This is a genomic window from Blautia sp. AF34-10, from assembly GCF_003477865.1.
Lineage (GTDB): Bacteria > Bacillota > Clostridia > Lachnospirales > Lachnospiraceae > Fusicatenibacter > Fusicatenibacter saccharivorans.
In genome coordinates, this window is record NZ_QUED01000023.1 from 39,772 (window position 1) to 64,882 (window position 25,111).

26 protein-coding genes and 2 pseudogenes are annotated in these 25,111 nt (G+C 41.3%); 17 read left to right on the forward strand and 11 right to left on the reverse strand.

Going from position 1 to position 25,111, the window contains the following annotated elements; all coding sequences use genetic code 11:
• Nucleotides 1–102: 102 nt before the first annotated feature.
• From DWZ60_RS13330 to DWZ60_RS13345, 4 genes and pseudogenes are all read left to right on the forward strand, one after another.
• Nucleotides 103–621 (forward strand): VanZ family protein, encoded by a 519-nt coding sequence (locus DWZ60_RS13330; protein ID WP_055226594.1) that lies wholly within the window; start codon nucleotides 103–105, stop codon nucleotides 619–621.
• A 67-nt stretch (nucleotides 622–688) separates the two neighbouring features.
• A pseudogene (locus DWZ60_RS20915) lies at nucleotides 689–2,382 on the forward strand (AAA family ATPase).
• Between the two features lie 128 nt (nucleotides 2,383–2,510).
• Entirely contained in the window at nucleotides 2,511–3,089 is a 579-nt protein-coding gene (locus DWZ60_RS13340; RefSeq protein WP_119221815.1) for an AzlC family ABC transporter permease, read from the forward strand.
• Nucleotides 3,044–3,367, forward strand: a complete 324-nt coding sequence (locus DWZ60_RS13345; RefSeq protein ID WP_119198258.1) for a branched-chain amino acid transporter permease — start codon at nucleotides 3,044–3,046, stop codon at nucleotides 3,365–3,367. Before DWZ60_RS13340 ends, DWZ60_RS13345 begins: the two co-directional genes overlap by 46 nt.
• A gap of 87 nt (nucleotides 3,368–3,454) precedes the next feature.
• On the opposite strand, the gene DWZ60_RS13350 is transcribed toward DWZ60_RS13345, so the two are convergent.
• Both DWZ60_RS13350 and DWZ60_RS13355 read right to left on the reverse strand, forming a co-directional pair.
• The gene (locus DWZ60_RS13350; protein ID WP_117509969.1) at nucleotides 3,455–4,024 is read right to left on the reverse strand and encodes a phosphoribosyltransferase family protein; all 570 of its coding nucleotides are present in this window, start codon (nucleotides 4,022–4,024) and stop codon (nucleotides 3,455–3,457) included.
• A 26-nt stretch (nucleotides 4,025–4,050) separates the two neighbouring features.
• Nucleotides 4,051–5,109 carry a benzoate/H(+) symporter BenE family transporter gene (locus tag DWZ60_RS13355; protein WP_117509968.1) on the reverse strand — a complete coding sequence of 353 codons (1,059 nt, stop codon included), beginning with the start codon at nucleotides 5,107–5,109 and terminating at the stop codon, nucleotides 4,051–4,053.
• A 326-nt stretch (nucleotides 5,110–5,435) separates the two neighbouring features.
• Between DWZ60_RS13355 and DWZ60_RS13360 the strand changes: the two genes are divergently transcribed.
• Both DWZ60_RS13360 and DWZ60_RS18310 read left to right on the forward strand, forming a co-directional pair.
• On the forward strand, nucleotides 5,436–6,653 hold the full coding sequence (locus DWZ60_RS13360; RefSeq protein WP_243038330.1) for a carboxylesterase/lipase family protein: 1,218 nt from the start codon (nucleotides 5,436–5,438) through the stop codon (nucleotides 6,651–6,653).
• A 20-nt stretch (nucleotides 6,654–6,673) separates the two neighbouring features.
• Nucleotides 6,674–6,769: a hypothetical protein gene (locus tag DWZ60_RS18310; protein WP_243038331.1), complete on the forward strand. Its 96-nt coding sequence runs from the start codon at nucleotides 6,674–6,676 to the stop codon at nucleotides 6,767–6,769.
• A gap of 162 nt (nucleotides 6,770–6,931) precedes the next feature.
• Here DWZ60_RS18310 and DWZ60_RS13365 read toward each other — a convergent pair whose 3' ends face one another.
• Nucleotides 6,932–7,192 carry a DUF1292 domain-containing protein gene (locus tag DWZ60_RS13365; RefSeq protein ID WP_022461956.1) on the reverse strand — a complete coding sequence of 87 codons (261 nt, stop codon included), beginning with the start codon at nucleotides 7,190–7,192 and terminating at the stop codon, nucleotides 6,932–6,934.
• A 207-nt stretch (nucleotides 7,193–7,399) separates the two neighbouring features.
• Here DWZ60_RS13365 and DWZ60_RS13370 point away from each other — a divergent pair, with 207 nt between their 5' ends.
• From DWZ60_RS13370 to DWZ60_RS13400, 7 genes and pseudogenes are all read left to right on the forward strand, one after another.
• Complete coding sequence (locus DWZ60_RS13370; protein WP_022461955.1) at nucleotides 7,400–8,221, forward strand: alpha/beta hydrolase; 822 nt, start codon at nucleotides 7,400–7,402, stop codon at nucleotides 8,219–8,221.
• 27 nt (nucleotides 8,222–8,248) lie between these two features.
• Nucleotides 8,249–8,776 (forward strand): cysteine hydrolase family protein, encoded by a 528-nt coding sequence (locus DWZ60_RS13375; protein WP_119221817.1) that lies wholly within the window; start codon nucleotides 8,249–8,251, stop codon nucleotides 8,774–8,776.
• A gap of 19 nt (nucleotides 8,777–8,795) precedes the next feature.
• Nucleotides 8,796–9,668, forward strand: a complete 873-nt coding sequence (locus DWZ60_RS13380) for an alanyl-tRNA editing protein (RefSeq protein ID WP_055226602.1) — start codon at nucleotides 8,796–8,798, stop codon at nucleotides 9,666–9,668.
• Nucleotides 9,668–10,149 (forward strand): annotated as a pseudogene (ybaK, locus tag DWZ60_RS13385) (Cys-tRNA(Pro) deacylase). Before DWZ60_RS13380 ends, ybaK begins: the two are co-directional and overlap by 1 nt.
• Nucleotides 10,150–10,488: 339 nt before the next feature.
• A complete protein-coding gene (locus DWZ60_RS13390; protein WP_022461951.1) occupies nucleotides 10,489–11,016 on the forward strand; it encodes an A24 family peptidase in 528 nt (175 codons plus the stop codon).
• Nucleotides 11,013–12,050 carry a hypothetical protein gene (locus tag DWZ60_RS13395; protein ID WP_226906364.1) on the forward strand — a complete coding sequence of 346 codons (1,038 nt, stop codon included), beginning with the start codon at nucleotides 11,013–11,015 and terminating at the stop codon, nucleotides 12,048–12,050. The genes DWZ60_RS13390 and DWZ60_RS13395 overlap by 4 nt, the downstream gene beginning before the upstream one ends.
• Nucleotides 12,047–12,916, forward strand: a complete 870-nt coding sequence (locus tag DWZ60_RS13400) for a CpaF family protein (protein ID WP_119221819.1) — start codon at nucleotides 12,047–12,049, stop codon at nucleotides 12,914–12,916. The genes DWZ60_RS13395 and DWZ60_RS13400 overlap by 4 nt, the downstream gene beginning before the upstream one ends.
• A gap of 458 nt (nucleotides 12,917–13,374) precedes the next feature.
• Here the strand turns inward: DWZ60_RS13400 and DWZ60_RS13410 are convergent, their stop codons facing one another.
• The 7 genes from DWZ60_RS13410 to DWZ60_RS13435 all read right to left on the reverse strand — a co-directional run bounded on the left by DWZ60_RS13410 (nucleotide 13,375) and on the right by DWZ60_RS13435 (nucleotide 18,730).
• Nucleotides 13,375–14,289 carry a DUF6551 family protein gene (locus DWZ60_RS13410; RefSeq protein WP_117592861.1) on the reverse strand — a complete coding sequence of 305 codons (915 nt, stop codon included), beginning with the start codon at nucleotides 14,287–14,289 and terminating at the stop codon, nucleotides 13,375–13,377.
• Nucleotides 14,290–14,291: 2 nt separating this feature from the next.
• Nucleotides 14,292–15,161 carry a hypothetical protein gene (locus DWZ60_RS13415; RefSeq protein WP_243038332.1) on the reverse strand — a complete coding sequence of 290 codons (870 nt, stop codon included), beginning with the start codon at nucleotides 15,159–15,161 and terminating at the stop codon, nucleotides 14,292–14,294.
• Between the two features lie 36 nt (nucleotides 15,162–15,197).
• A complete protein-coding gene (locus DWZ60_RS13420; RefSeq protein WP_044999283.1) occupies nucleotides 15,198–15,614 on the reverse strand; it encodes a hypothetical protein in 417 nt (138 codons plus the stop codon).
• Nucleotides 15,574–16,362 carry a hypothetical protein gene (locus tag DWZ60_RS13425; RefSeq protein WP_055145192.1) on the reverse strand — a complete coding sequence of 263 codons (789 nt, stop codon included), beginning with the start codon at nucleotides 16,360–16,362 and terminating at the stop codon, nucleotides 15,574–15,576. Before DWZ60_RS13425 ends, DWZ60_RS13420 begins: the two co-directional genes overlap by 41 nt.
• Nucleotides 16,359–16,577 carry a hypothetical protein gene (locus DWZ60_RS20295; protein WP_330422341.1) on the reverse strand — a complete coding sequence of 73 codons (219 nt, stop codon included), beginning with the start codon at nucleotides 16,575–16,577 and terminating at the stop codon, nucleotides 16,359–16,361. The genes DWZ60_RS13425 and DWZ60_RS20295 overlap by 4 nt, the downstream gene beginning before the upstream one ends.
• Nucleotides 16,571–18,211 (reverse strand): recombinase family protein, encoded by a 1,641-nt coding sequence (locus DWZ60_RS13430; protein ID WP_330422342.1) that lies wholly within the window; start codon nucleotides 18,209–18,211, stop codon nucleotides 16,571–16,573. Before DWZ60_RS13430 ends, DWZ60_RS20295 begins: the two co-directional genes overlap by 7 nt.
• A 129-nt stretch (nucleotides 18,212–18,340) precedes the next feature.
• The gene (locus DWZ60_RS13435) at nucleotides 18,341–18,730 is read right to left on the reverse strand and encodes a helix-turn-helix domain-containing protein (RefSeq protein WP_008374249.1); all 390 of its coding nucleotides are present in this window, start codon (nucleotides 18,728–18,730) and stop codon (nucleotides 18,341–18,343) included.
• A gap of 225 nt (nucleotides 18,731–18,955) precedes the next feature.
• Here DWZ60_RS13435 and DWZ60_RS13440 point away from each other — a divergent pair, with 225 nt between their 5' ends.
• The 4 genes from DWZ60_RS13440 to DWZ60_RS13455 all read left to right on the forward strand — a co-directional run bounded on the left by DWZ60_RS13440 (nucleotide 18,956) and on the right by DWZ60_RS13455 (nucleotide 23,071).
• Nucleotides 18,956–19,171 (forward strand): hypothetical protein, encoded by a 216-nt coding sequence (locus DWZ60_RS13440; RefSeq protein ID WP_013976761.1) that lies wholly within the window; start codon nucleotides 18,956–18,958, stop codon nucleotides 19,169–19,171.
• Between the two features lie 124 nt (nucleotides 19,172–19,295).
• Nucleotides 19,296–19,616 carry a helix-turn-helix domain-containing protein gene (locus DWZ60_RS13445; protein WP_013976760.1) on the forward strand — a complete coding sequence of 107 codons (321 nt, stop codon included), beginning with the start codon at nucleotides 19,296–19,298 and terminating at the stop codon, nucleotides 19,614–19,616.
• 57 nt (nucleotides 19,617–19,673) lie between these two features.
• A complete protein-coding gene (locus DWZ60_RS13450; protein WP_117649579.1) occupies nucleotides 19,674–20,162 on the forward strand; it encodes a chemotaxis protein CheY in 489 nt (162 codons plus the stop codon).
• Nucleotides 20,163–20,272: 110 nt separating this feature from the next.
• Complete coding sequence (locus DWZ60_RS13455; protein ID WP_119221821.1) at nucleotides 20,273–23,071, forward strand: DNA methyltransferase; 2,799 nt, start codon at nucleotides 20,273–20,275, stop codon at nucleotides 23,069–23,071.
• Between the two features lie 1,178 nt (nucleotides 23,072–24,249).
• Here DWZ60_RS13455 and DWZ60_RS13460 read toward each other — a convergent pair.
• Nucleotides 24,250–25,047, reverse strand: a complete 798-nt coding sequence (locus DWZ60_RS13460) for a helix-turn-helix domain-containing protein (protein ID WP_117649577.1) — start codon at nucleotides 25,045–25,047, stop codon at nucleotides 24,250–24,252.
• Between the last annotated feature and the right edge of the window lie 64 nt (nucleotides 25,048–25,111).

Genomic DNA, 25,111 nt, shown 5'->3' on the forward strand with positions numbered 1-25,111 from the left:
TCTTAGGAAATTTATTGGGATTTCTTTGGAAAAGAAGAAGCGGAATCCTAAGAATGTTTTGGTAGAATCCTCTTATCAAGTGAAGATGAGAGAGGAAAGAACATGACCTGGAAAAACGAGAAAAAATCAAAAGCATTACTTGTGGTATTCGGCATTTACCTGGCGCTACTTGTCTGGTGCATTTTATTCAAATTCGCTCTGCGCCCGGAAGAAATTCCGCACCTGCGGGGGATTAATCTGATTCCGTATGCGGCGTCGGTTGTGGTGAACGGGAAAGTGCAGATTAGTGAAATTATCGAAAATATGCTGGTCTTTCTGCCGTTCGGCCTCTGCATCTCAGCCTTCTATCCGGACAGCGAAATCCAGAACCGCATTCTCCTTGCATCGGGACTGAGCCTGTTTTTTGAGGTGACGCAGTATATTTTTGCGATCGGCGCGAGTGATATTACGGATGTGATCGATAATACGCTTGGCGCGGTGATCGGAATTCTATTGTATCTGGGGATGAAAAAAATCTGGAAAGAGAAGACGGGAAAGATCATTACCATTCTGGGAGCGGTGCTGGAAGTGCTGTTTCTGGCGTTATTGTTTTTTACGTTTGCGGCGAATAGGATGTTTTAAGATTGGAATTCAGGAAAGGATAGTGTATAATCGAGAAAAGGACAAATTCCGAAAGCAGGTGTGATGGATGGAAAAAGTAATCAGTATAGGAAAACAGAATTTTGCATCCTTAAGGGAAAACCATTATTTCTTTGTGGATAAATCTCACTTCATCAAGGACTGGTGGGAAAACGGGGATGAAATCACCTTGATCACCCGCCCCCGCCGCTTTGGCAAGACACTGAATATGAGCATGCTGGACTGCTTTTTCTCTAATAAATATGCCGCCCGGGGCGATCTGTTTGAAGGACTTGGCGTTTGGAAAGAAGAAAAATATCGGGAACTGCAGGGAAAGTATCCGGTGATCTTTTTGAGTTTTGCAGCCGTGAAAGCAGATCAGCTTTCGGAAGCAAAAATTCAGATCAAACAGCAGATTGCGAGAGTGTATGAAGAAAACCGTTATCTTCTGGAGGGGGATCTGCTGAGCGGAAATGAGAAGAAAGCATACAACGAGGTCAATCTGCATATGGGCGATGCGGAGGCCGCAGCGGCACTCAATAATATGAGTATGTATCTGGCGCGGTATTACGGCAGAAGAGTGATTATTCTGCTGGATGAGTACGACACGCCGATGCAGGAAGCGTATGTCCATGGCTACTGGGCGGAATTTACAACGTTTGTGCGGAGTCTGTTTAATGCGACGTTTAAAACGAATCCTTATCTGGAACGTGCGATGATGACCGGAATCACGAGGGTTTCGAAAGAAAGTATTTTTTCTGACTTAAATAATCTGCGTGTGGTGACGACGACATCGGATCTGTATGCGGACTGTTTTGGATTTACCGAAAAGGAAGTTTTTGCATCTCTGGACGAGTTCGGAATGGGAGACAAAAAGGACGTTGTGAAGCAGTGGTATGATGGATTTATCTTTGGCGGACACCGCGATATCTACAATCCATGGTCGATTACCAATATTTAAAAGAAAAGAAACTGCGCCCGTACTGGGCAGATACGAGTTCGAACGGTCTGGCAGGAAAGCTGATCCGCACCGCCTCGCCGGAAATCAAAGAGTATATGGAAGATCTACTGAACGGACAGGCAGTCACGGTGAACTTTGATGAGCAGATGGTGTTTGAACAGCTGGATTACAATGAAAATGCAATCTGGAGTCTGCTGCTCGCGAGCGGTTATCTGAAAGCGGAAGAGGTGGAGTATCGCGGAATTACTTTGAAGCCGTGGTATCAGCTCCGTATCACCAATCTGGAAACGGTGAGCATGTTTGATGATATGTTCCGCGGATGGTTTGAAGCATCGGAAGCTGGGTACAGCAGCTTTGTGAAAGCACTGATGCAGGGCGATCTGGAAGCGATGAATTATTATATGAATAAAGTGTCACTTGCAACCTTCAGCCATTTTGATGTCGGCGGGGAGAACAGTGAAAGTCTGGAGCCGGAACGATTCTATCATGGCTTCGTCCTGGGACTGATGGCAGAGCGTGCGGAGTGTTATCAGATCCGGTCGAATCGGGAAAGTGGATTTGGACGGTATGATGTGATGATGATTCCGAAGAATAGAGAAAAAGATCCGGCGATTATTATTGAATTTAAAGTCTGCAGCCGGGTAAAAAAGGAGACACTGGAAGATGCGGTGCAGGAGGCTTTAAAACAGATCGTGGATAAAAAATACGACGCAGAACTGGTGGCCCTCGGCGTGCCGCAGGAAAGGATCCGGCATTATGGGTTTGCATTTGCGGGGAAGAATGTGTTGATTGGAGCAGAATGAGAGAAACGGGTGATGAAGGTCATCCGTTTCTTTTGGCGTAAAATGGTATTCCTATTGACTCACTATGATATAGATAGTATGATAAATTTAATTTTTAAAATTTATTTTTACGTGAGGATATTTTATCTATGAAACGATTTTCTTCCACTACCTTAAAAACTGCTTTCGTAAAATCCATCCCGATTTTCTGCAGCTACGTTTTCGTCAGCATGGCCTACGGCATGATGATGGCATCCGCCGGCTTTCCCTGGTATGATTCACTGCTGGTAAGTCTGACGGTCTATACGGGCGCGTTCCAGTTCGTTCTGATTACGTTTCTTTCTAGCGGCGCTTCCCTCATCACCATTGCGCTCACTGCACTTCTGATGAACAGCCGCCAGAGTTTTTACAGCATTACCTTCCTGAAGGAATTCAAACAGATGGGGCGCCGCAAGCTGTACATGATTCACACGATGACCGATGAGACATACGCCGTAAACTGTACCTTAGATCTTCCGAAAAAAGAAAAAGAGGACACCATGTTCCTCGTCGCTCTGTTCAGCCGCTACTATTGGATAGTTGGTTCGGTTCTTGGCGGCATTTTAGGCCAGATCATTCCATTTGACCTGACGGGCCTTGATTTCTGTACGACAGCCCTGTTTCTCATTATCTTCATTGACCAATGGGAAAAAGCAGAGAAGCACACGCTGGCGCTGTCTCCGCTCTGATCACCTTCGGACTCCGTGCACTCCCGTTTCTTACATTTTCCGGCAGCCGTAAAATGCCCGCATCACTCGAACGACTCGGCCAGGCACTGCCGTCTGCCATCATGGCGGTACTGATCATTTACTGTATGAAAGATATTCCCACCGGCGGTATCTCTGCCGCAGTACCGAAACTGCTCGCAGCAGCGGTCGTTTTTATCACCTACAAATGGAAACACCAGACCCTCGTCTCCATCCTTCTTGGAACCATTTCGTATATGATGCTTCTGCGTCTCTTTTAAAAAGAAACGGTGCAGTTCTGAATTCATGGCAGAAATTCAGAACTGCACCGTTTTTCTATTCTCTATATGCATTAGAAGGATTGGCAATTATTCGATGACTTCGTACTCTCCGTCGCCCGTCTTTTTGAATAACGGAAGCTTCTGCAGAAATACAATATCTTTTCGATCAGCAGCATCGCCCTCAGCAAGGATCGCTGCTTTTTTTACAACCTCTGCACTGGCATTCGCCATCAGGCATTCCAGTGCGTGCAGGGACTCGCCGGTGGAAATGACATCATCCAGCAGGCAGACACGTTTGCCGCGGATTTTATCTGCGTCTTTTCCATCCAGATAAAGATGCTGCTCACCCGCTGTTGTAATCGAATGAACGGATGCGGAAACCACATCTTTCATGTAGGATTTTGTGCTTTTTCGTGCAACGATAAATTCTTTATGGCCCAGCTCTTTGCTTACTTCATACGCTAGGGCAATACCTTTCGCTTCTGCGGTGACAATGGCATCGACTTCTCCGATTTTTGCGGCCAGCTCCGGCGCACATGCACTTACCAGCTCGGTGTCACCAAGGACAACAAAGCTTGCAAACGCCATCTCCTCACTGATCGGGATAAATGGAAGTGTTCTTTTCACTCCGCAGAGCTCCATGCTGTATTCTTTCATACGATTTTCCTCTTATGTTACTGAATTTATAATCCAAGCAGTTTTGCAGCAACACCGGCCAGCATTCCGAGGAACGGGTTTGTTACTGCAGTGACAACCATTGTGGTTCCGCCGACGGCTGCATTGACAGCGAAGGCAGACGGCGCATCCAGTACAACGGTTTTGAAGATACCGAGTACAAACAGGAAACCTGCGATCGAAGAAGACGGAACAAATTTTCCGATTTTCGGAAGCAGTTTCAGAAGCAGAATTACACCGATCACAACCATCATGATGACACCAGCCCATACAGCGTGCGGTGCATTGGCAGTTGCGGAAATGATTGCCTCAACCGGGGCTCCTCCGAAAAAGGAAGAAAACATATCGGCCAAGGAAGAAATCACGGTCAGGTTATCGACGTTGTAATTTCCACCGGTTGCCATTCCTGCGGTAATTCCGCCGAAGGAAATGTTGGAACCAATGTTCAGGCAGACCATACCGAGTGCGCCGAGAATTACGTTGGCATTGATTGTAAATTTCTGGCGGACAAATTTATCATCCTCTACGACAATGCTGGATTTCTCTTTGTTGAAAAATGCATTGGCAATGCAGGATGCTACAACGGAAATGACGATGGTATAAACCAGGGTATTGGCACTGTCTTTGGTAAAGTAATAGGTGATCAGTGCTGCGGCCAGGGAAACACCGCCGGAAATGGCATCACTCTTGATCATATCGATCGCGGCCTTTACCAGAATGATACCGACACCGGCCATCATTCCATAGGCAACATCCTCACCTACAAAGTTTACGATTTTTGTCAGCAGTCCAAACACTCCGATCAGAGCCATAATCACACCGCCGATAAAAATCATCGTACAGCGTTCCGAACGGTCTTTTCCAGCCGTTCCGGCGTAAGTGATCGTCTCCGCCTGGAAGGAAATTGGTGCGACACTCTGCGTAATCGTATTGCCCACCGCACCAACAAAGAATGCCAGCGCCGTCGGAACCGATGCAAATCCAAACGTCAGAGCAAGAAGACCCTGCGGCAGACCATTCAGCACAACGCCGATGATTGCCAGAAGATCTGTTAAAATGGCTTTCATACTAAATACTCCTCCTCACTATGAAATATGTCGTTTTGAAGCAAAGAAAAGTGTAGCACCAAAACCGGTCAAAGTAAACCAGATCAGTCATGAAAGGTTTTTGTCAGTGATAATAAGTCAATCTTATATACAAAATATTATTATTTCTGTGTGCTAATAAATCAAGAGGATTTTTAAATGTCTGCATAACCAATAATCAATAGTTACAAAACTGGGTGCCATTATTTGGAATTGTGCATATAGAAACGAAGAAAAAGATTTGCTATACTAAATCTGTATGAGGGTTTTTATCACAGTTATAAGAAATGGAAAGGGGATTTTTACTTATGGCAATTACAGAGACAAAAACAAAATATGGACAGGTTCATGGTGTGCAAAAAGACGGCTACACGGTATTCCGCGGCGTTCCGTACGCAAAGCCGCCGGTAGGCGAAAAACGATTCTGCCCGCCGGAAGAGCCGGCGTGCTGGGAGGGCGTTTATAAGGCGGATCATTTCGGATGCGTCTGCCCGCAGACCGAGCATGAGCCGGACTCCTTCTATGGAAAAGAATTTTATCTCGACCCGGAATTCGGCATGAAGCAGAGTGAGGACTGTCTGTACTTAAACATCTGGACACCGGCAAATACAGTGGATGAAAAACTGCCGGTTGCTTTCTGGATTCACGGCGGCGCGTTTATGCACGGCTTCAGCCACGAATCCGAATTTGATGGAGCTGCTTACTGCGAACGCGGAGTGATTCTCGTTGCGATCAATTACCGTCTCGGTGCTTTCGGATTTTTGGCACATCCGTGGCTGTCCGAGGAGAGCGGTGTCGGAAGAAGCGGAAACTACGCGATTCTCGACCAGATCGCAGCACTGAAATGGGTAAAAGAAAATATCGCAGCATTCGGCGGCGACCCGGAAAATATCACCGTATTCGGCCAGTCCGCGGGATGTATGAGCGTACAGACACTCGTCAGTTCTCCGCTGACTGAAAACTGGATCAGCAAAGCCATTTTCCAGAGCGCCGGCGGCTACGACACCGGACTGAACCGCGATATGCCGCTTTCCGAGGCAGAAACCATCGGCCAGGAATTTGTAGAGCTTAGCGGAGCAAAATCGCTGGAAGAACTGCGTGCGATTCCGGCTGAGAAAATTGTGGAGCTGCAGGAGGAGTTTGGCCGCGTAAATCCATCGAGAATGCTGAGCTTCGTACCGAACATCGACAATCATCTGCTGACCTGCGGCTATAACGATGCCGTAACCGAAGGAAAAATCAAGGACATCCCATATATGCTCGGCTCAACTGCAGACGACATCGGTGTGTTCCCGGAGATGAAAGAAAAAGGCGAGCACGGCGGCATCTATAAGGGATGCATCAACTGGAGCCTTGCGCTGGGAAAACTCGGAAGAAAACCGGCTTACGTTTACTACTTCACCCGTGCCCTGTTAGGTGACGACGCCGGAGCGTTCCATTCCTCCGAACTCTGGTACATGTTCGGAACCCTGGGCCGAAGCTGGCGCCCGAAAACCGAGGCGACTATGCCCTCAGCAAAGAAATGATGGACGACTGGACCAATTTCATGAAAACCGGAAACCCGAACGCAGAGGGAAAAGACGACTGGAAACTATGCACAAAGGACGACCCGTATGTGCAGGTGCTGGATGTGAGAAAATAAGCAGAAGGAAATAAAAATGGCAATCGAATATCAAATACTTATCCCAGAGGAACTTGATGCAGTATAAACTGTAGATAGCAACTGGAAAGTCAGGAACACAAACAGAGCAGCATTTTACCGGCGTGTGAAAGGTAAAAATGCTGCTCTTTTTGCGTGGCAGAATCAGTCGTCCAGATCGTTGCGCTCGCGGAAGATCTGATAAATGGTGTCGATCAGTTCATCGTCATCGAGGCCTTCGAACTCGGCTTCGTTGACATCGAGATTCTCGGAAATGATGCGCAGAATGTGTACCGGTTCGTCATCGCCGCCGTCGGCCGGATAGAGAACTGCGTACTCATCCTCCTTGTATTCTACGATATCCAGAAGCTCAAAACGGACAGAATTTCCGTCCTGATCGGTAAGGACAATAAGATTGGAATCCATAATTGCAATATACTCCTTTATGTGTTATTTTTGCCGCTCAAAAACATGCAAATATAAATTTATTATACTATGAGCAATTGGATTTGAAAAGAAAAAAGTGTCTGGTGCGATACGCTTGATATTTTGCTCCGATACGGTATAATGACAACAGAGTAAAAACTGGCGGCTGTGGCCGTACCCGGAAAAATTGGGTGAAAGGAAGAACTTATGAATTATCAGGTATTAGATGTCAAAGTAAAAGATACAGAAGAAACTGCAAAATTATATACGTATTTTCTGGACAACTCGCGTGAGATTGCTCCGGAACGCGTGCGTCCGGTCATCGTGATCTGCCCGGGCGGCGGTTATGAATGGGTGTCCGAGCGTGAGGCAGAGCCGATTGCGCTGAAGTTTGTCGGAGCCGGTTACCACGCTGTTGTTCTGCATTACAGTGTTGCTCCGGCAGCTCACTATCCGACGGCACTCCGCCAGCTTGCCTGGACCGTTGCACATCTGCGGGAGCATGCGGCAGAATATCATATTGATCCGAACAAAGTAGTAGTAGCGGGATTTTCCGCAGGCGGCCATCTGGCAGCATCGTACGGTGTGTTCTGGAAAAAGAAAACATTCCTTGCAGAAGAACTTGGCGTAGACGCAGAGCAGCTTCGTCCGAACGGTCTGCTGTTATCCTACCCGGTTATCACATCCGGTCCGAAAGCGCACCGCGGATCCTTCACCAATCTGCTGGGAGACCGGTACGATGAGCTGGTAGACGAGATGTCTCTCGAGAATCAGGTCAGCCTCGATACGCCGAAGACCTTCCTGTGGCATACCGCGCCGGACGACTGCGTGCCGGTAGAAAACTCCATTCTGTTCTTTACTGCACTGCATGCACTGGAGATTCCGGTAGAAATGCATATTTATCCGGTCGGCGGCCACGGCCTTGGCCTTGCAAGCGAGGAGACACAGAGCTATGAATACCAGAACGCAGTACGCGAAGAGTGCCAGAGCTGGATTTCACTGGCACTGAGCTGGATGCAGCATTTATAAAAAAATGTCCCAGAAGGGAGAACAAAGATGAAAGTATTAATTGTAGTAGATATGCAGAATGATTTTATCGACGGAAGTCTCGGCACGAAAGAGGCGGTCGGGATTGTTGACCGCGTTGCAGAGGTGATGGATTCGTTTGACGGAGCTGTTATCTGCACCAGAGATACCCATTTTGCGGATTATCTGGAAACGTCCGAGGGCAGAAAACTTCCGGTAGAGCATTGTATCGAAGGAACGAAGGGTCATGCACTGCAGGATACAATTCAGAAAATGGCGGAGAAAAAACAGGCCGTGGTGATGAATAAAATCACCTTCGGTGCAAAAAATCTGCCGGAGGAGATCGAAAAACTGGCAGGCGGCGTGCCGGAATTCATTGAACTCGTGGGACTCTGCACCGACATCTGCGTGATTTCCAATGCCATGCTGCTGAAAGCATTTTATCCGGAAGTGCCGATTTCGGTCGATGCATCCGCGTGCGCGGGCGTAACGCCGCAGAGTCATAAAAATGCATTGGAAACTATGAAAATGTGCCAGATTGACATTGTAAACGAATAGACGGAAAAGAGGAAAAATTATGAGCACAACAAGATTATTTGATCAGGATGCGTACCTGGGTGAATTTGAGGCAACCGTAGAACGGAGCGTCTGCGAGGGCGGCATGTACCGCGTGCTGCTGGATCAGACCGCATTTTTCCCGGAGGGCGGCGGCCAGCCGGCAGATGAGGGAACACTGGATGGAATTTTTGTAACGGATGTACAGGAAATCGACGGCGAAATCTGGCATACCGTGGAAGCACCGCTCGAGCCGGGCAAAACGGTAGTTGGAAAACTTGACTTTGAAAAACGTTTTTCCAATATGCAGAATCATTGCGGAGAGCATATCGTGTCAGGTATCGTGCATCGGATTTACGGTTTCAACAACGTTGGATTCCATATGGGAAGTGATGTCATTACCGTTGATTTTGACGGCGTTCTGACCGAGGAGCAGCTCTACGATGTGGAGCAGGAGGCAAACGAAGCCGTGCTTCGAAATGTTCCGGTTACGATCAGTTATCCGTCAAAGGAAGAGCTGGAAACCATGGATTACCGGAGCAAAAAAGAGATCGAGGGCCAGGTGCGGATTGTGACGATCGAAGGCTGCGACAGCTGTGCGTGCTGCGGAACCCACGTTGCAAAAACAGGGGAAATCCGTCTGATCAAAATCTTAAGTGCCCAGAAATACAAAGGCGGCGTCCGCGTGACCATGCTTTCCGGTGAAAAAGCGTATGCGGATTACTGCTTAAAACACATCAATACCCTCGGCATTGCACGTTTACTTTCTGTAAAACCGGAAGAAGCCGGGGATGCTGTCGTACGGCTGAAACAGAAAAATATTGAGATGAAAAAAGAAATCAAACAGCTCAAAAAAGAACTGTATGCACTGCAGGGAGCACCGGAGAGAAAATAATGGCAAAAGAAAAAGAAATCAAAACAAATGCAATGCGGATTCTGGACCGCCAGAAAATCAAATACGAAGTTCTTCAATATGAATGCGATGAATTTATCGACGGGCTTCACACAGCAGAGAAAACCGCGCGCCGGTCGAGCAGTCGTTTAAAACGCTTGTGGCGCAGGGCAAAAGCAAACAGTATTACGTGCTGGTGCTTCCGATTGCAGAGGAAGTAGACCTGAAAAAAGCCGCAAAAGCGGTGGGGGAGAAATCCATCGAGATGATCCATGTCAAAGATATCACTGCAGTCAGCGGATACGTCCGCGGCGGATGCAGCCCGATCGGAATGAAAAAACAGTATCCGACCGTGATTCAGGAATGTGCGGCACAATTTGATAAAGTTTACGTGAGCGGGGGAAGAATCGGAACCACGCTGTGCATGGCGCCGGAGGATCTGAAGAAGGTCAGCAGAGCGGAGTATGCGGATTTTATTCAGTAAAAACAGAAAAAACTGTATGGAAGCAGACCAGAACGAAGAAAAAAGTTCTGGTCTGTTTCTTTTTGCTGTGATGCGGCTGGAAAATTTCTTGCAAAAAAGGATCATAAAATAATAGCCAAAAAGCAGCGGCGAAATTGCGATACGATTCTACGAATCCGCGAAAAACGGAAAACCTTTCACACGATTTTTCTTTTTGGTGTGAGAAATTTTCATCCCGTTTTTGGAGGCAATTCACAAACCGGAAAAAGTTGCCGAAAACCGCTGGACAAATCGAAAAGAGGCAACTATAATGACCTCACAATCAAGTTGACCCAAACGAAACGGGAGGTGAGAGACAAAATGTCTTTGCAGCACTGTCTGGTACTGACAGTTGCGACAGGGGCGGTATGGATGGATTTAAGAACACGCAGAATTGCAAATGAATGGATTATCACCGCATGGATCGCCGGGCTGGTTACACAGCTCATCCGCTATGGCGCCGCGGGAGCGGGTATTTTTCTTTTTGGGATGCTTTTCCCGATACTCGCACTTTACATTCTGTTCTATTTTCATATGCTGGGCGCGGGAGATATCAAACTCCTATCCGCTGTTGGAGGCTTTCTCGGTGTGCCAGCGATCCTGAAATGTATGATTGTGTCGTTCCTGTCTGGAGCGGTCTTATCTATCGGAATCATTCTCGTCTGCGGAAATTTACCGCAGCGTCTTACCAAATTTTTCAATTATTTCCAAACTTATTTTACCAAAAGAAAATACCAGAAAAAAACAGAGCCGGTTCCCTATTACGATGGGAAGTGGGGCATGGAGTGCATCCATTTTTCCGTTCCCGTGCTGATGGGAGTGCTGCTCTGGATTGGGGGATTTTATTGAATACTGCAAAGAAAAAGAGTGTTTTTGCAGTCTGTGACACGGAAATGGAATATGCACGCAATTTTATGGAATATCTGAACCAGAAGAGAAATATTCCGTTCGAAGTGCATGCGTTTTCCAGTGCGGAGATGTTTCTGGAGTTCGCAAAGAATAACGAAACAGAGATTCTTCTGATTTCGGATAAAGCGATGAAAGAAGAGATCCGCCGGTATCCGATTCGTCAGATTATCATTCTGTCTGAGGGCGTACACAGTCCGGTGCTGGATCAGTATCCGGCGGTCTACAAATACCAGTCGTCGGAAAAGGTGATCCGCGAGGTCATGGCGTGCTACGGCGTAGAAAATGGTGTCGATACATCGCCTGCACTGCTGCCGAAAAAGGAAATGCGTATTATCGGCATTTATTCGCCGGTCGGACGGACGCAGAAGACCTCGTTTGCCCTGACGATGGGGCAGATTCTGGCGAAGGAGCGGGCAGTGCTGTATCTCAATATGGAGAGCTATTCCGGATTTGAACGGCTGCTGGAATGCAGCTACGACAGGGGAATGAGCGATATTCTGTATTATGCGAGACAGGAAAATCAGGGCATCATCTACAAACTGGGCGGAATGGTCCAGTCAATGCAGAACCTGGATTATCTGCCGCCCGCCGCATCGCCGATGGACATTCAGACTGCAAAATATGAAGAATGGAAATGGCTGTTTCAGGAGATCGAGAAGAACAGCAGCTATGAAGTGCTGATTCTCGACCTCGGGGATGGCGTGGCGGATCTGTATCAGATCCTGGATTTTTGCAATGAAATTTACGTTCCGATAAGGAATGATGTGATTTCTGCGGCCAAAATGGAGCAGTTTGAAAATTTGCTGCGCCGGTGGGACTGCCAGTCGGTGCTGGACAAGATGCGGAAAATCCACGTTCCGTTCCACACGGCAAACCGGACGGGAAAAGCCTACTTTGAGGAGCTTGTCTGGAGCGAGCTGGGCGACTATGTGCGTCAGATTCTGCGGGACGGCAGAAGAGGAGAAGAAACATGACAATGCCGGAAATTCTGCGGAGAAAACTGATGGAGCGGATCGATATCGCATCCGAACCGGATGACGGAGAGGTTCTCGAAGAGATTGACGGTCTGATTTTAGGGGAAGAAGAAACACGGTATCTTCCGGTGGCACAGAAGGCGGAGCTGCGCAGACAGCTGTTCTACAGTGTGCGGAGGCTCGATGTCCTGCAGGAGCTGCTGGAAGATGCGGGAATTACCGAAATTATGGTAAACGGTTATCAGCATATCTTCGTGGAACGGAACGGCAGAATCGAGAGATACGGCAAAAGCTTTACCTCCGCAGAAAAGCTGGAGGATGTGATTCAGCAGATTGTAGGCCGGTGCAACCGCGTGGTGAATGAACAGAATCCGATTGTGGATGCACGGCTGGAAAATGGAGACCGCGTCAACGTTGTCATGAAACCGGTCGCATTAAACGGACCGATTCTGACCATCCGCCGCTTTCCGGAGCAGGCGGTGACGATGGAATTTCTGGTCTCCATCGGGAGTATTACAAAAGAGGCGGCAGAGTTTCTGCAGGCTCTCGTCCGGACCCGCTACAGCATGATGATCGGCGGGGCGACCGGATCTGGCAAAACGACATTTCTGAATGTGCTTTCCGCCTACATTCCAAAGGGCGAGCGCATCATAACCATCGAAGACAATGCAGAGCTGCAGATCCAGGGTGTGGAGAATCTGGTGCGGCTGGAAGCAAAAGAGGCAAATCTGGAATCAGGAACAGAAATTACGATCCGCGATCTGATCCGCGCAGCTTTGCGTATGCGGCCGAACCGTGTAATTATCGGCGAAGTGCGCGGAGCGGAAACGTTTGAATTATTATCCGCACTTATATGTACTATATAACAATTATATATATAACGTATATAAGGATGGAAAATATAGATTAGAGGGAAGGCATAGGAACGATATGAACATTAAGTATAGGTTATTGTGTAAAAGGTTAATAGAGGAAAGGAAGAGAGTAGGTGTCATTCAATATTATAATGTACTGTTCATAATGGAGTTATTGTCAGATAAAGACATATGGTTTTTAGAACAGTGGGTGAACGGTATAAATAACATATATATGAAGGATATACATAACTGGTGTAGAATGCATTTTGTTAAATATCACACTGTATTTGTTTACAGGAAAGAGTATCCGGTAAAAGCAAATATTTGGAATGGATATTCATATATAAGGTGGCGGATGGAGCGGATGATGAATTTGGAATAAGATAAAATAGTGCTTGCATGAAAGGGAGTCTTAGAGTAGGGTATTCTTTTGAAAGTATGGATAGAACGAGGCTGAAGGCTCTGCGCTATTCGTTTGGCAGAGCCTGAGTGTTGTCCTGATCCGTAGAAAATAAATCTAACTGACCTTCTGGAGTGGAACTTTGACCGGATTCATCTTCAGTTGATTGTTCTCTTTTTTTGGGTGTTTTATGAGTGTATAATTTCTCAAAAGGAAGTGAATACTTGGATTTTTTATTGTATTCTAGTAAAAGAGCTTCTGCAAACCCTAATGAACCGGCACGACGTTCTCTGGCAGTACGACTGATTTCTCTGACAGAGACACGTCCTACTTTTTCTTTAAATGTGTCATCTTTCATTGTTTCTCCATAAGCATTATCCAGACGGGCAATAGCATTAAGCATATTGGAGCTAAAGGACATAGGCGCGCCTTCCCATGTGGCAACGCAAAGGCGTAAAACACGATCAAGAGTGTGAAAACCATATTTTTCATAGATATTAATTAAAGTGGATACAGCACATATACCTCCGGGGCGAGAGGAAGAAGTAATAGAGAGATCATATGATTCAACAAGGTCACGAATAATAAGTTCTCTATCATTACCAGCTTCAATATTAGCCATGAATATTTCATAAGGTAGTAACGATTTGACATATTTCATCTGATTTGCAAAAATATCTGCTTCTTGAGTGTAAACAAGATCATCATAAACCATGCACCAGACAGGAGTTTCTCTTGATCCAGAGACGAGAGCGACAATTTCTATAGTGTGTTGTCCGTTGAACACATAATTTATCCCATCACGTCTACTTACTTTTACAGGGTTTATCTGATAAAGGTCAAAATTAGCTGCAGCACGCTGAACGTGTTTGATAGAAAGATTACGTTGGTAATCTTGATTTGAACATAAATTTTTAATAGGTATTTGCTCAAAATGCACTTGGGGAACAAACTTTTGTAAATCTTCGGTATTTCCATCCATAATTATATTTCCTCCAATTTTTTCAAAATATTATTTGTGGTTGATATTAGGCACATAAGCTGATATTTAAGCTTATATTTTGCTGTATCAGATGCAATTTTAAAATCTGAAACTTTTAATACTCTTTCGATAGAACTGTTCCATGAGGGAATCGTCAACGTAAGACTTGCAATTTCCGCATCTGGATCAAATTGTGGCAGATTGCGTATAGATGGAATAGAAACGGAAGATTCTTTCTTTAATATTGGTTTGGCGTAATTATTCCACAGTAATTCCCTTTTCATATCATGATAACTGAGATGTTCTATCTTTTCGGCAAGAAGGTAGTTATTTAGATTTAAAAGCTGCTCTTTTGATAATCCTGAAAGTTCAATAATATTAGCTTGGGAAATCCAAAGCTGACCAGAACGAACTCGTTTGACAAGATCCGGAACTTTTTCATCAATTATATCTAGTGCACTACTGTAAGCAGAATATTTGTAAACGGTAGCCATTGCTACATTACATTCTTCGGATATTTTTTTTGCTGCGATGCTTGCACCGGAAATATGAGATATATTCGTAGATGAAAGTTGTCTTGAAACTAAAATTTTTTCAGCATCATATTTTTTCCCAATCAGGTATTTTTTATTGATATTGGTTAAATCCTCTCGTTTAAGTTGGTCAGCACATATCCATGAAATTACATCTTCTTTACTGGAAAAATGGAGTCTTTTTATTCGGAAAGGAATACTGTGTTTACGAAATAATTCATATGCTTCTATACCATTAATGACAATACCATTCCATGTGCAGATGGGGGTGTGATAGGAATGACATAATATCTGTTGCTCAAGTTGTTTATAATCTTTTTCACTGAGATATTGATACAAATTGGTGAATTCTAGTTTTGTTTTAATGTATATATACTATAATTGCGCATACTCATCTCCCATTATTTCTGATTTGAATTCTGTTTGTGGCAGTTTTGTGATGATGTTATCCATGGAAAATAGAGCTATTTTCTTATCTGGGTAAATATTGCCTTCTAAACGAAAAATGTTAAATTTCTCCCAAGAAAGGTTAAGCTGGGAAAGTGAATATAGTAATTCTCGGCTGTACAATTCATAACTGTTACCATTGATGACAAAATAATCCTTAACTTTATGTGCCAATTTATCCTCTGCACAACTAGCCTTTATACCTATCATTTTTTGATCAGGATTAACAAGAAGTTGAATATATTCTGGGTTACCAATTTGACGGAGTGTATTGCGGTGGATTCGTATACGATTCTTTTTAAAGTCAATACATATTAGTGGATGGGAAGAGTGTTTGTTGTTCATAGGATTTTTCCTCACTTTCTGCTGTTGATGGTTCTTTTGCTTTTTCTATGGATTTATCAGTTGCCTTCTTCTTTTCTTGTATGTCAAATACTGCGTAGCCTTCAAATATATTGACTTGCATTGATTTCTGATGTTCTTCCACTGGAATACCGAATTGATTCTTCCATTCTTCAGGATAAGAAGGTGTCCTAGCAGTGGTTACAGTTCCATTGTCTTTTAGTGTACGAGGAAATATTTCAGGTGAAGTTAAATCGAAAATGAACAGTATTTCATTGCCAGAACGAATTAATTTGCCGAGAATCTTGTACCGATAATTAGGATTCCAATCCATGAGAGATATCACTTTAGCAAAGAAAATTCGACAGGTGATTTGTTTTGGCGAACGCTTTTTTCCAGAGGAACACCAACGAAAAGAGTCTTTTTCTTCTTCTCGACAGGGACGGACAGCCAGTTTTTTTTCAATGGGATTGACTAATATTTGCACATATTCGACATCGGGTAGCTTTTTTATGCAGGCGGTATTTACAGATACCTTGTAGTTATTAAACGTAAACGAAGGTTCGTAAATATGAGCGAAGAATTCGCCACGTACAACTTGATAACCGTCATAGCTGAAAGAATCATCGTCAATGACTTCCATTTGATTTGAGGGGCTGGGTGCGACTGTTATTGGCATAGGTGTGTTGATTTTCATCATATCAGAAGGTTCTGTAGTCATATTCCATTGATTTATAGGTTGCTCGCTCATTGGGTGTCTCCTTTAATTTCTGTAATAATATTCTTTATATTTTGTATAATGGTTTCTTTAGGAGTGGTTTGTAGCTCGGGTTCTTTATAAGGTTTACTTTCTGAAGCAGTTTGCCAGTTTTTGTCCACTGTAAATTCTGTTAATTCTGGCGCTTGAGACTGAGTATAGTAATTATTACCGAAGCTATTCATCCAGTCGGCAGGATAAGCTAACACACTCTTAGAATCAGATATTGTATCAGGCGTGTTGTTATTGGGGGCGGATACGTCGTTGGTACTTGTCGGGATTCGTATTTCTGTATCGTCCATGTTGAAAATAAGACATTTTCATTGTCTTTTTGGTGAGCAACTCCTAATATTCTATATTTGCATTTTTTGTCCCACTTAAATATCTCGTATAATGTTGGCAAAAATGCAGCACCGGAAATTGGTTTTGGAATAAGTTGACCATCTTTGAGACGTGACCACTGCACTTTATTTTTTGTTTCAGAGGAACATGGTCGAATAGCAAGTAGTTTTGAGCTCGGGTGTATTAGCATTTCGACAAATTTTATGTTTGGAAATTTCCGTATAGCATCTTTGTTAAAAGAGATCTGTTTATATGAAAAAGAAACAGAAATCCGACCAACCGAGGAGAAAAATTGTCCTCTAGCAACTTCATAGTCTCTTAAATCGAAGGAACCGGCGGAAGCAGTAATTGTATCAGGTGCATTCATATTTGCCGGTTTAAGGACGCTTTGAGATGCTTCAAAGTAGTCTCTGGATTTAAATCCAGACCATCTTGGATTAATGCTTATAAATCCACTTAGAGAGCCTTCTTGTATCACATGTAATTCTGGTAAAATCTCTTTATTTCCATATTTCGCATTTGTAATTAATTTTTGAACAGCTATGAAATCATCTCGGGAGATAATAGCTTCATGATGTCCGACTTTTCTGTATTGATTACGGTCTTGATTGTTTTTCCTTGATTTATGGTCAAGATAATTCGGAGTCCATGTTTTTCTCGCCAGAACATCCCCACAATGGCGTTCATTTTGAAGGATTTGTAGTATGGTACTGGATGACCAGACATCATTATTCTTTTTTGTTTTACAACCGAGTTCTGTCAAAGAATCAGCAATTTGTTGAGTACTGCTTCCATTAAGATACATATAAAAAATAAGCTGCACAATTTTAGCTTCATGTGGATTGATTACAAGATCTCCATTTTCGTCTTGGTCATATCCGAGCAGAGGAGGTGTAAGGAATATTCCCCGACGAAAACGCATTTCAATGGAAGAATTCATAATTTCACTTTTGGTATGACTTTCTTCCTGCGCAAGTGTTGACATGAATGACAGAATCATTTCGCTTTTGGGATCAAGAGTATTTAAATGCTCTGTTTCAAAAAATACACCGACGGGTGGACGGAGTGAAGAAAGCTCTCGTACATATCGGATACAGTCAACAACGTTTCTTGCAAATCGGGATACACTTTTTGTTATGATTAAATCAATTTTTCCGCCTTCACAATCTTTAATCATTTTTTTGAATGCATCTCTATGTTGAAGCGAAGTGCCGGAAATGCCTTCGTCGGCATATATTTCTACAAGCATCCAATTCGGATTTTTATTTACTACATCCTGATAATGATTTTTCTGTAATTCATATGAGGATGTTTGGCGTGGATCATCCGTAGATACCCTTGCATATACAGCTACTCGTAGTTTTTTTTCTGTTTTAAAAATATCCTCTGGTGGAAGTGCCGGAATTACTTCCAGTTCTTCTGGATCAATACCTTTGTATCTTTGCCGGATTCTGGCTTTCTGTTCATCAATATTACTGCTTCGTTCTTCACTTTCTTTCATCAATAGCGACATCCTTTATAGTTGATATAACTATCATAGAATTTTTGGATTGAAAAAGACATAAACCATCGGTTAAGTGATTAACGGATGGTTTATGTAGAAATAGATATTTGATTGTTATTGAATGATTTAATAATCATTCGGGTTATCAGCATCGTAATTGTGTTTTGAGGATAGATGCCAATCATTGATTCGTAAAATGTTTTTTATGGCTGAAAGAACCTCGAATATGTAACGTTTTTCAGTGCTGGTACAATCTGCCATTAATAAATCAATGTCAGTTTGATATTCCGTAGGATTGTATAACAAGTTCCCATAGAGTAATTCATCAATAGTAATTTCAAGTGCGTTGCTAATTTTGATTAAAGATTCTAAACTGGGTTTACGCTTGGCATTTTCAATATAGCTTATATAAACAGTAGAAAGATCAGCAATTTCAGCCAGCTCCTCGGCAGATAATCCTCGTTGTTTGCGGGTTTCTCTTATACGTTTGCCAATAAGTGCATAATTTATTTCCATGTCCTCACCTCCTTTCCATCACAACTTGACTTTTTTGTGTTGTAGATAGAAAAAATGGTGAGCTATACAACAGCAATTGATTGTATAAAGAGAAGTATATCATATGTATATAGCAAAAAGAAGATTGTCGATTGATGGGAGAAAAAGGCGATAAGTTGTAATTGAACAACAGCGAAAAAAGGGTTATCATTTATGTATTAAAAATTATGTCTGGGAGGAAAATACATGGCAGATAAAGAGGAAATCAAAACACTGGAGGAATTAGAGGAAAAAGGAAGAGTACTGCGGGAGTACAAAGAAAAATTCCGGCAGATGTGCCAAGAGAATAAAATGATAAAGGGTTCGACAGTGCTGAAACTATATGATAAAATTGAAGAAATACAAAGAGAATATGAGCATTTAGATAATAAGCTGACATTAATGGAATACAACTTTATATAGTTCTATTTTTTTTGTTTTAATACTACTGTTTCCCTTAGTAAATACTTGTAAGATACATCTCTAATAATTTTGCGGATTTCTAGTTACAATTAAGGTAACTACTATCGGAAAGAGGTGTATTTACTTGCGTACAGAGGATTATATTGCGGACAATATTATAGCTTTATGTAAAAAACGTGATATGAGTAAATATCGGCTGTCACAATTGACTGGTATATCTCAATCTTCGATTGGAAAAATTATTGCTAAAGAAAGTTTACCAACTATGCCTACTGTAGAAAAGATATGTGATGCACTGGGAGTAACAATGGCACAATTCTTTGCCGGAATGGATGTTCCAGTAAGCTTATCAGAATCACAACAAGAGGTTCTGAATATTTGGAATAATCTTGATGAAAAAGAACAGAATGTAGTGATACAAATGCTCCGGGGACTTCAAAAATAAAGGAAACAGTTGTAACGAAAATGTTGACTGTTTCTTTTTTTATGGAGTTGAGAGATTATGGTGATTGAAAAGAAATATTATGATATTGCACAGCATGAATTGGAAGAAATGCAAAGAGAAATTAATGAAGAAAAAGCGCAAATGTCAGAAGAAGAAATACTAGAGGATAAAAAATGGCATGATGAACAATTGGAAACAATTATTAAAAAGGCAGAAGCTCATATGCGTCGTTTTAAGAAAGTTCCAGATCCTCAAAAAGTAGTGAAATTCACTTTTTTACAAAAAGATGCATTGGAAATTGCACGAAATATGCAGATGAATATAAAAACTGAGCGTAAAGAAGATGATTTATGGGGGACGATAGAAATGTCATTTAATAATATGTGGTTTTTAGATTCGGCTCCTAGTGAATGGAAAGATATTTGGAATAACTTGCTGAAAGAAGCTCAGAGAGTGTATATAGAAGCAAAAGATAACATGATCATGTATCAATATTATTATGATTTGGCGGTAGAAGTTCCTTGTGTGCAGACACAATACAAATAATGATATATGAATGCTGTTCTGTAATAATTTTATGATATACTGTGGATATGATATGTAAAAATAGTCGGAGAAAGATTTGTGAATGCACGATTATTTAGGAGGAAAAAAGCATGACAGATGCAGAACAAAGAGAGGCTGCCCGTCAATTTGTAAACCGATGGATGGGAAAAGGGAAAGAAGATGAAGATGGACGTTCTTATTGGATTGATTTATTGACGAATGTTTTGGGAATGGATAATGTGACAGAACGTTTGAACTTTGAAAAGAAAGTTGTAATTGATGGAAATACAAAACGTATTGATGTGTATATTCCTGAAACACGAGTAATTATTGAACAGAAGAGTCTTGGAAAAGCATTGGATCAGAAAATCAGGAATTCAGGAGATGTTGATCTTACTCCATTTGAACAGGCAGACAGATATAATGGAAAGCTGACTTTTGATGAAAGAGCTCGGTGGATTGTTACGTCAAATTTTGCTGAAATTTGGATTTATGATATGAACCAGAAACAGCCAGAACCGACAAAGATTGCTTTAGATGAATTACAAAGCAAATATCCATTGTTGGACTTCTTGGTGAAAAAGGAAGTAAAGACAATATCGCATGAAATGGAAGTATCAATAAAAGCAGGAGGTATTGTTGGGCTTATTTATGATGCGTTTTTAAAACAATATCGTATACCAGATATTAAGGAAAAGGATGAAACACTTGAGCAGAGAGAAAAAAGAGAGCATAAACTAAAGAGCCTGAATGCTTTATGTGTGCGAATTGTTTTTTGCTTGTATGCAGAAGATGCTGGTATTTTTGGAAAGAGAAATATGTTCCATGATTATTTGGAAACATATGAAGTAAAGGATTGCCGGAGAGCTATAATAGAATTATTTAAGATATTGGATACACCTGTATCAGAGCGAGACGAGTATTTAGAGGAAGATCTTGCTCAGTTCCCGTATGTAAATGGTGGGTTATTTGCTGATGAAACTATTGAGATACCACCTTTTACAGAGAAAATTAAAGAATTACTTCTTACAAAAGCGTCAGAAGATTTTGACTGGAGTGATATTTCTCCAACTATATTTGGAGCGGTATTTGAATCTACATTAAATCCTGAGACCAGACGTTCAGGAGGAATGCATTATACATCTATTGAAAATATTCATAAAGTTATTAGTCCTCTTTTTTTGGAAGATTTGCAGAAGGAATTTGATAGTATTAGAGCAATTCAAGTGAAGCGTACCAGAGATAAAAAATTGGAAGAATTCCAAAATAAATTGGCATCACTTACATTTTTTGATCCTGCGTGTGGTTCCGGAAATTTCCTTACAGAAACATACCTGTCGCTTCGTCGTTTGGAGAATGAGGTGATAAAGGAAAAAGTTGGCGGACAAATGACATTGGTAGAGGTAAATAATCCAATTAGAGTTTCTATTCAGCAATTTTATGGAATAGAGATTAACGATTTTGCAGTTACAGTTGCGAAAACGGCTTTATGGATTGCAGAATCTCAAATGTTGGAAGAAACGAAAAATATTGTGTATGGATTTAATGACGATTTTCTTCCTTTAAAGACATATGTAAATATTACAGAAGGAAATGCATTAAGAATTGATTGGAATGATGTAATTCCTGCAGAAAAATTATCGTTTATAATGGGAAATCCGCCATTTGTAGGAGCACGTTGGATGGCGTCGGAGCAGAAGGAAGATGTTGAGAAGATATTTGAAGGATGGAAGAGTATAGGAAATCTTGATTATGTTAGTTGCTGGTATAAAAAAGCGGCTGACTATATGGGAAATTATAATATCAGAGCAGCATTGGTATCAACTAATTCAATTACACAGGGAGAAAGTGTTTCGATTCTCTGGAAACCGCTTTTTGAATCAGGTGTACACATTGATTTTGCATACAGAACATTTATATGGGATAGTGAAGCGTCAATAAAAGCGCATGTTCATTGTGTAATTGTTGGCTTTAGCAGAGCTGTAAATAATAAGCAGAAAATAATTTATTCAGGTGAGAACGCAATTCCGGCGAATAATATTAATGGATATTTGCTTGATGCAGAAAATATATTCATTGAAAAAAGAATGAAACCATTGTGTAATGTTCCTGAAATAGCATTAGGTGGGCAAGCAATTGATGGTGGATTTTTAATATTGACGGAAGAGGAAAAGGAAGAGTTTTTGGAAAAAGAACCACAGGCTTCTCCGTTTTTTAGACATTATATGATGGGAAAAGATTTTATTGATCGAAAGCCGAGATATTGTATTTGGCTTGTTGGAGCTGATCCTGGATTATTAAAAAAATGTCCGATGATATTAGAACGAGTGAATAAAGTACGTGAATTTAGACTTAGTAGTACAAGAGCGAACACAAAAAAAGCGGCTGAGAATCCAACTTTATTTGCATCAATACTTGAACATAAAAATCAATATATTGCGATTCCCAAAGTTTCTTCTCAGAATCGTAGATATATTCCAATGGATTATTTAGATGGTGAAATTATTCCGGGAGACAAATTATTCACTATGCCCAATGCATCATTTTATGAATTTGGTGTATTGATGTCGAATGTTCACATGGCATGGATGCGAGCAGTGTGTGGAAGATTAAAAAGTGATTATAGTTATTCAAACACAATAGTGTATAACAATTTTCCGTGGCCTGTAGTAACGGAGAAGAATCGGGAACAAATTGAAAAATCGGCACAGGAAATTTTGAAAGCAAGAACATTATATCCTAGTAGTAATCTTGCGGCTTTATATGATCCTTTAACAATGCCAGCCGAGTTACGACGAGCACATACTGCAAATGATAAAGCTGTTATGGCTGCGTATGGCTTTAGTACAAAAATGACGGAAGCAGATTGTGTGGGAGAGTTGATGAAATTATACCAGAAAATGCAATGATAAAAGTTTATAGAGCTGTTTTTTGCTCAAAGTAAAATATTTGAAAACATAGAATATTCCAAATCCATAAAAGATGAATGAAAACCAATATGGGAATTTTACATGTGTTACAAAATTTGTAAAATTTTCATATTGGTTTTTTTGTAATCTGTAAAAATTATAAATTTGGATATCGAGTAAGGTTTCGGATTTTTGATTTTTATGTATTTTTCAATTTTGGATATGGCTCCGAAATTGGCAATTTTGCGGAAGTGTATCCACACTTCCTGTCCTTGCTATTTTATAATCACATGGTGATTTCACAGGGATATAGGCTGTTTAGCCTATTTTTTCTCCCTGTGCTGTGACCGAAGAAATTCGAGGAACCAATCATATATTTATGCTGAATGTGAGGAACTAGGGAGCACAATCCTTAGCAAGATTCCAACATCCGGAAAATGCCATAATGCTAAAATAGCGATATGGTATTACCGGGGTGGATCTTGCTCTAATGTGTACAGTAATCTCGGCATAAATAGAAAGAATGGGTTTGGGGAATCCCCAGCAAGATATAAACCTGATGAAAGAATATTTGTCGGAAAGACAATATTGTTAAACACAGGTGGATCTTGCTCTGGGGTAATTGAGAAACTTATGAGAAACAGAGATTCCACATATATTCTATTTACAAGGTATTTTATTTCAACGATGAAAGAAGTATTTTTATATCATCAAAATGCTATTGGGAGTTTATGCTGTTGGAAAGGCGTTGGCAGGAAAACAACTTCTAGTTGTCGGTGCAAATATAATGAATAGAAGTGTCCATTATATTTTTGGTGATAGGTATTTTTGTGGAATGCACTTTTATTTTTTTTGAATAATAAAATTTTAAATCTGTAGTCGATAGAAGCAGATGGTTAAAAAAAACTTTTGATAACCATGAGTGTAAAAACAGAAAGCTGCGAAAATTTATTATGAGCTAATAGCAAAATTTGATATTTTGTGATATTGAGGGTATGGAGAATCGTAATCTCTATCAAGTTTGTCAGAGAATCATAATCCAGAAAAGGGATTTTGAGTTACTCTAGGCGATACTTGCTTTAGAAAATGATTAGCCATAATGAGTTGGAACGTGGGAGGAGGAAGTGTTAAAAAAAGAGAGAGCCATAAGTAACTCTCTCTGTGATAAAATCAAAAAGTTATAGTATCAGTGATTCGGTAAGATTACAAAAATCCTTAACAGGAATATTTTCTTTAAGTGGTAAAGCTGTCTCTAAAAAGGTTTCGTCTGCAAATCTTTCGAGTTCAGAATCAAAATGTATAATTGAAGCATTTGTATTTAATTGATATGGCGGAATTGTAACAAAATAATCATAATCTTCGTAAGAAGGAGTGGCGCAAGAAACTTTGATTTTTCCGCCCAATTTCAATTTTGCAAATTCTCCATAAATGGCAGTTAAGGCTTTTTTTCTTTCTTCATCAGAAGTAATTCTATCTACATATCTAATATACCAATAATCTATATTTCCCTCTTTTAATTCAATTAAATAATCGTATGATCTGGGTGTTCCGGATTTTATTGTCCATTCAACTTTATGCAGACTTGTCATCATGGAAAGTCCACGCATTAAGGTAGAAAAAAATTTTTCATGCACCTGAACAGTAGAGAGATCCAGAGAAAATCCATTGTCTGCAATTATCTTTTTTCGTTCCCGTATTTTCTTAGAAGAATATCCCGTTGCATCATATAACTCTTGGATAAGTTCTGGATCATCAATGGCTTTTGCAATTTTATCAATAGTGCTTTTATATGGTCTTCCAGATCGGGCACCGTTGAGCATTCGTGAAATGGTTGCATTATTTAAGCCTGTTTGTTCAGATAATTCTTTTTGTGTTTTTTTCTGTAAAATGATTTGAAGTATATTGATGAATCTTTCCTGATCGTAAACGCTGTCAGGATTTATTAGTGTGCCTGAATTTGATATAAATTCGTTCATGCAAATCTCCTCTTGACTTCTTTGACTTTATATAAATTTGACTTCTTGTATTTTATCTTATCAA

Excerpts from the sequence above, each read along its gene's own strand:
- DWZ60_RS13420 (WP_044999283.1), bottom strand. The coding sequence starts at position 15,614 with ATGAACAACAAACACTCTTCCCATCCACTAATATGTATTGACTTTAAA.
- DWZ60_RS13330 (WP_055226594.1), top strand. The coding sequence starts at position 103 with ATGACCTGGAAAAACGAGAAAAAATCAAAAGCATTACTTGTGGTATTC.
- DWZ60_RS18310 (WP_243038331.1), top strand. The coding sequence starts at position 6,674 with ATGAAAACCGGAAACCCGAACGCAGAGGGAAAAGACGACTGGAAACTA.
- DWZ60_RS13390 (WP_022461951.1), top strand. The coding sequence starts at position 10,489 with ATGTCTTTGCAGCACTGTCTGGTACTGACAGTTGCGACAGGGGCGGTA.
- DWZ60_RS13460 (WP_117649577.1), bottom strand. The coding sequence starts at position 25,047 with ATGAACGAATTTATATCAAATTCAGGCACACTAATAAATCCTGACAGC.
- DWZ60_RS13345 (WP_119198258.1), top strand. The coding sequence starts at position 3,044 with ATGGGAAAAAGCAGAGAAGCACACGCTGGCGCTGTCTCCGCTCTGATC.
- DWZ60_RS13435 (WP_008374249.1), bottom strand. The coding sequence starts at position 18,730 with ATGGAAATAAATTATGCACTTATTGGCAAACGTATAAGAGAAACCCGC.
- DWZ60_RS13355 (WP_117509968.1), bottom strand. The coding sequence starts at position 5,109 with ATGAAAGCCATTTTAACAGATCTTCTGGCAATCATCGGCGTTGTGCTG.
- DWZ60_RS13400 (WP_119221819.1), top strand. The coding sequence starts at position 12,047 with ATGACAATGCCGGAAATTCTGCGGAGAAAACTGATGGAGCGGATCGAT.
- DWZ60_RS13365 (WP_022461956.1), bottom strand. The coding sequence starts at position 7,192 with ATGGATTCCAATCTTATTGTCCTTACCGATCAGGACGGAAATTCTGTC.
- DWZ60_RS13340 (WP_119221815.1), top strand. The coding sequence starts at position 2,511 with ATGAAACGATTTTCTTCCACTACCTTAAAAACTGCTTTCGTAAAATCC.
- DWZ60_RS13350 (WP_117509969.1), bottom strand. The coding sequence starts at position 4,024 with ATGAAAGAATACAGCATGGAGCTCTGCGGAGTGAAAAGAACACTTCCA.
- DWZ60_RS13370 (WP_022461955.1), top strand. The coding sequence starts at position 7,400 with ATGAATTATCAGGTATTAGATGTCAAAGTAAAAGATACAGAAGAAACT.
- DWZ60_RS13375 (WP_119221817.1), top strand. The coding sequence starts at position 8,249 with ATGAAAGTATTAATTGTAGTAGATATGCAGAATGATTTTATCGACGGA.
- DWZ60_RS13450 (WP_117649579.1), top strand. The coding sequence starts at position 19,674 with ATGGTGATTGAAAAGAAATATTATGATATTGCACAGCATGAATTGGAA.
- DWZ60_RS13425 (WP_055145192.1), bottom strand. The coding sequence starts at position 16,362 with ATGAGCGAGCAACCTATAAATCAATGGAATATGACTACAGAACCTTCT.
- DWZ60_RS13410 (WP_117592861.1), bottom strand. The coding sequence starts at position 14,289 with ATGGATGGAAATACCGAAGATTTACAAAAGTTTGTTCCCCAAGTGCAT.
- DWZ60_RS13360 (WP_243038330.1), top strand. The coding sequence starts at position 5,436 with ATGGCAATTACAGAGACAAAAACAAAATATGGACAGGTTCATGGTGTG.
- DWZ60_RS13455 (WP_119221821.1), top strand. The coding sequence starts at position 20,273 with ATGACAGATGCAGAACAAAGAGAGGCTGCCCGTCAATTTGTAAACCGA.
- DWZ60_RS13430 (WP_330422342.1), bottom strand. The coding sequence starts at position 18,211 with ATGAAAGAAAGTGAAGAACGAAGCAGTAATATTGATGAACAGAAAGCC.
- DWZ60_RS13380 (WP_055226602.1), top strand. The coding sequence starts at position 8,796 with ATGAGCACAACAAGATTATTTGATCAGGATGCGTACCTGGGTGAATTT.
- DWZ60_RS13440 (WP_013976761.1), top strand. The coding sequence starts at position 18,956 with ATGGCAGATAAAGAGGAAATCAAAACACTGGAGGAATTAGAGGAAAAA.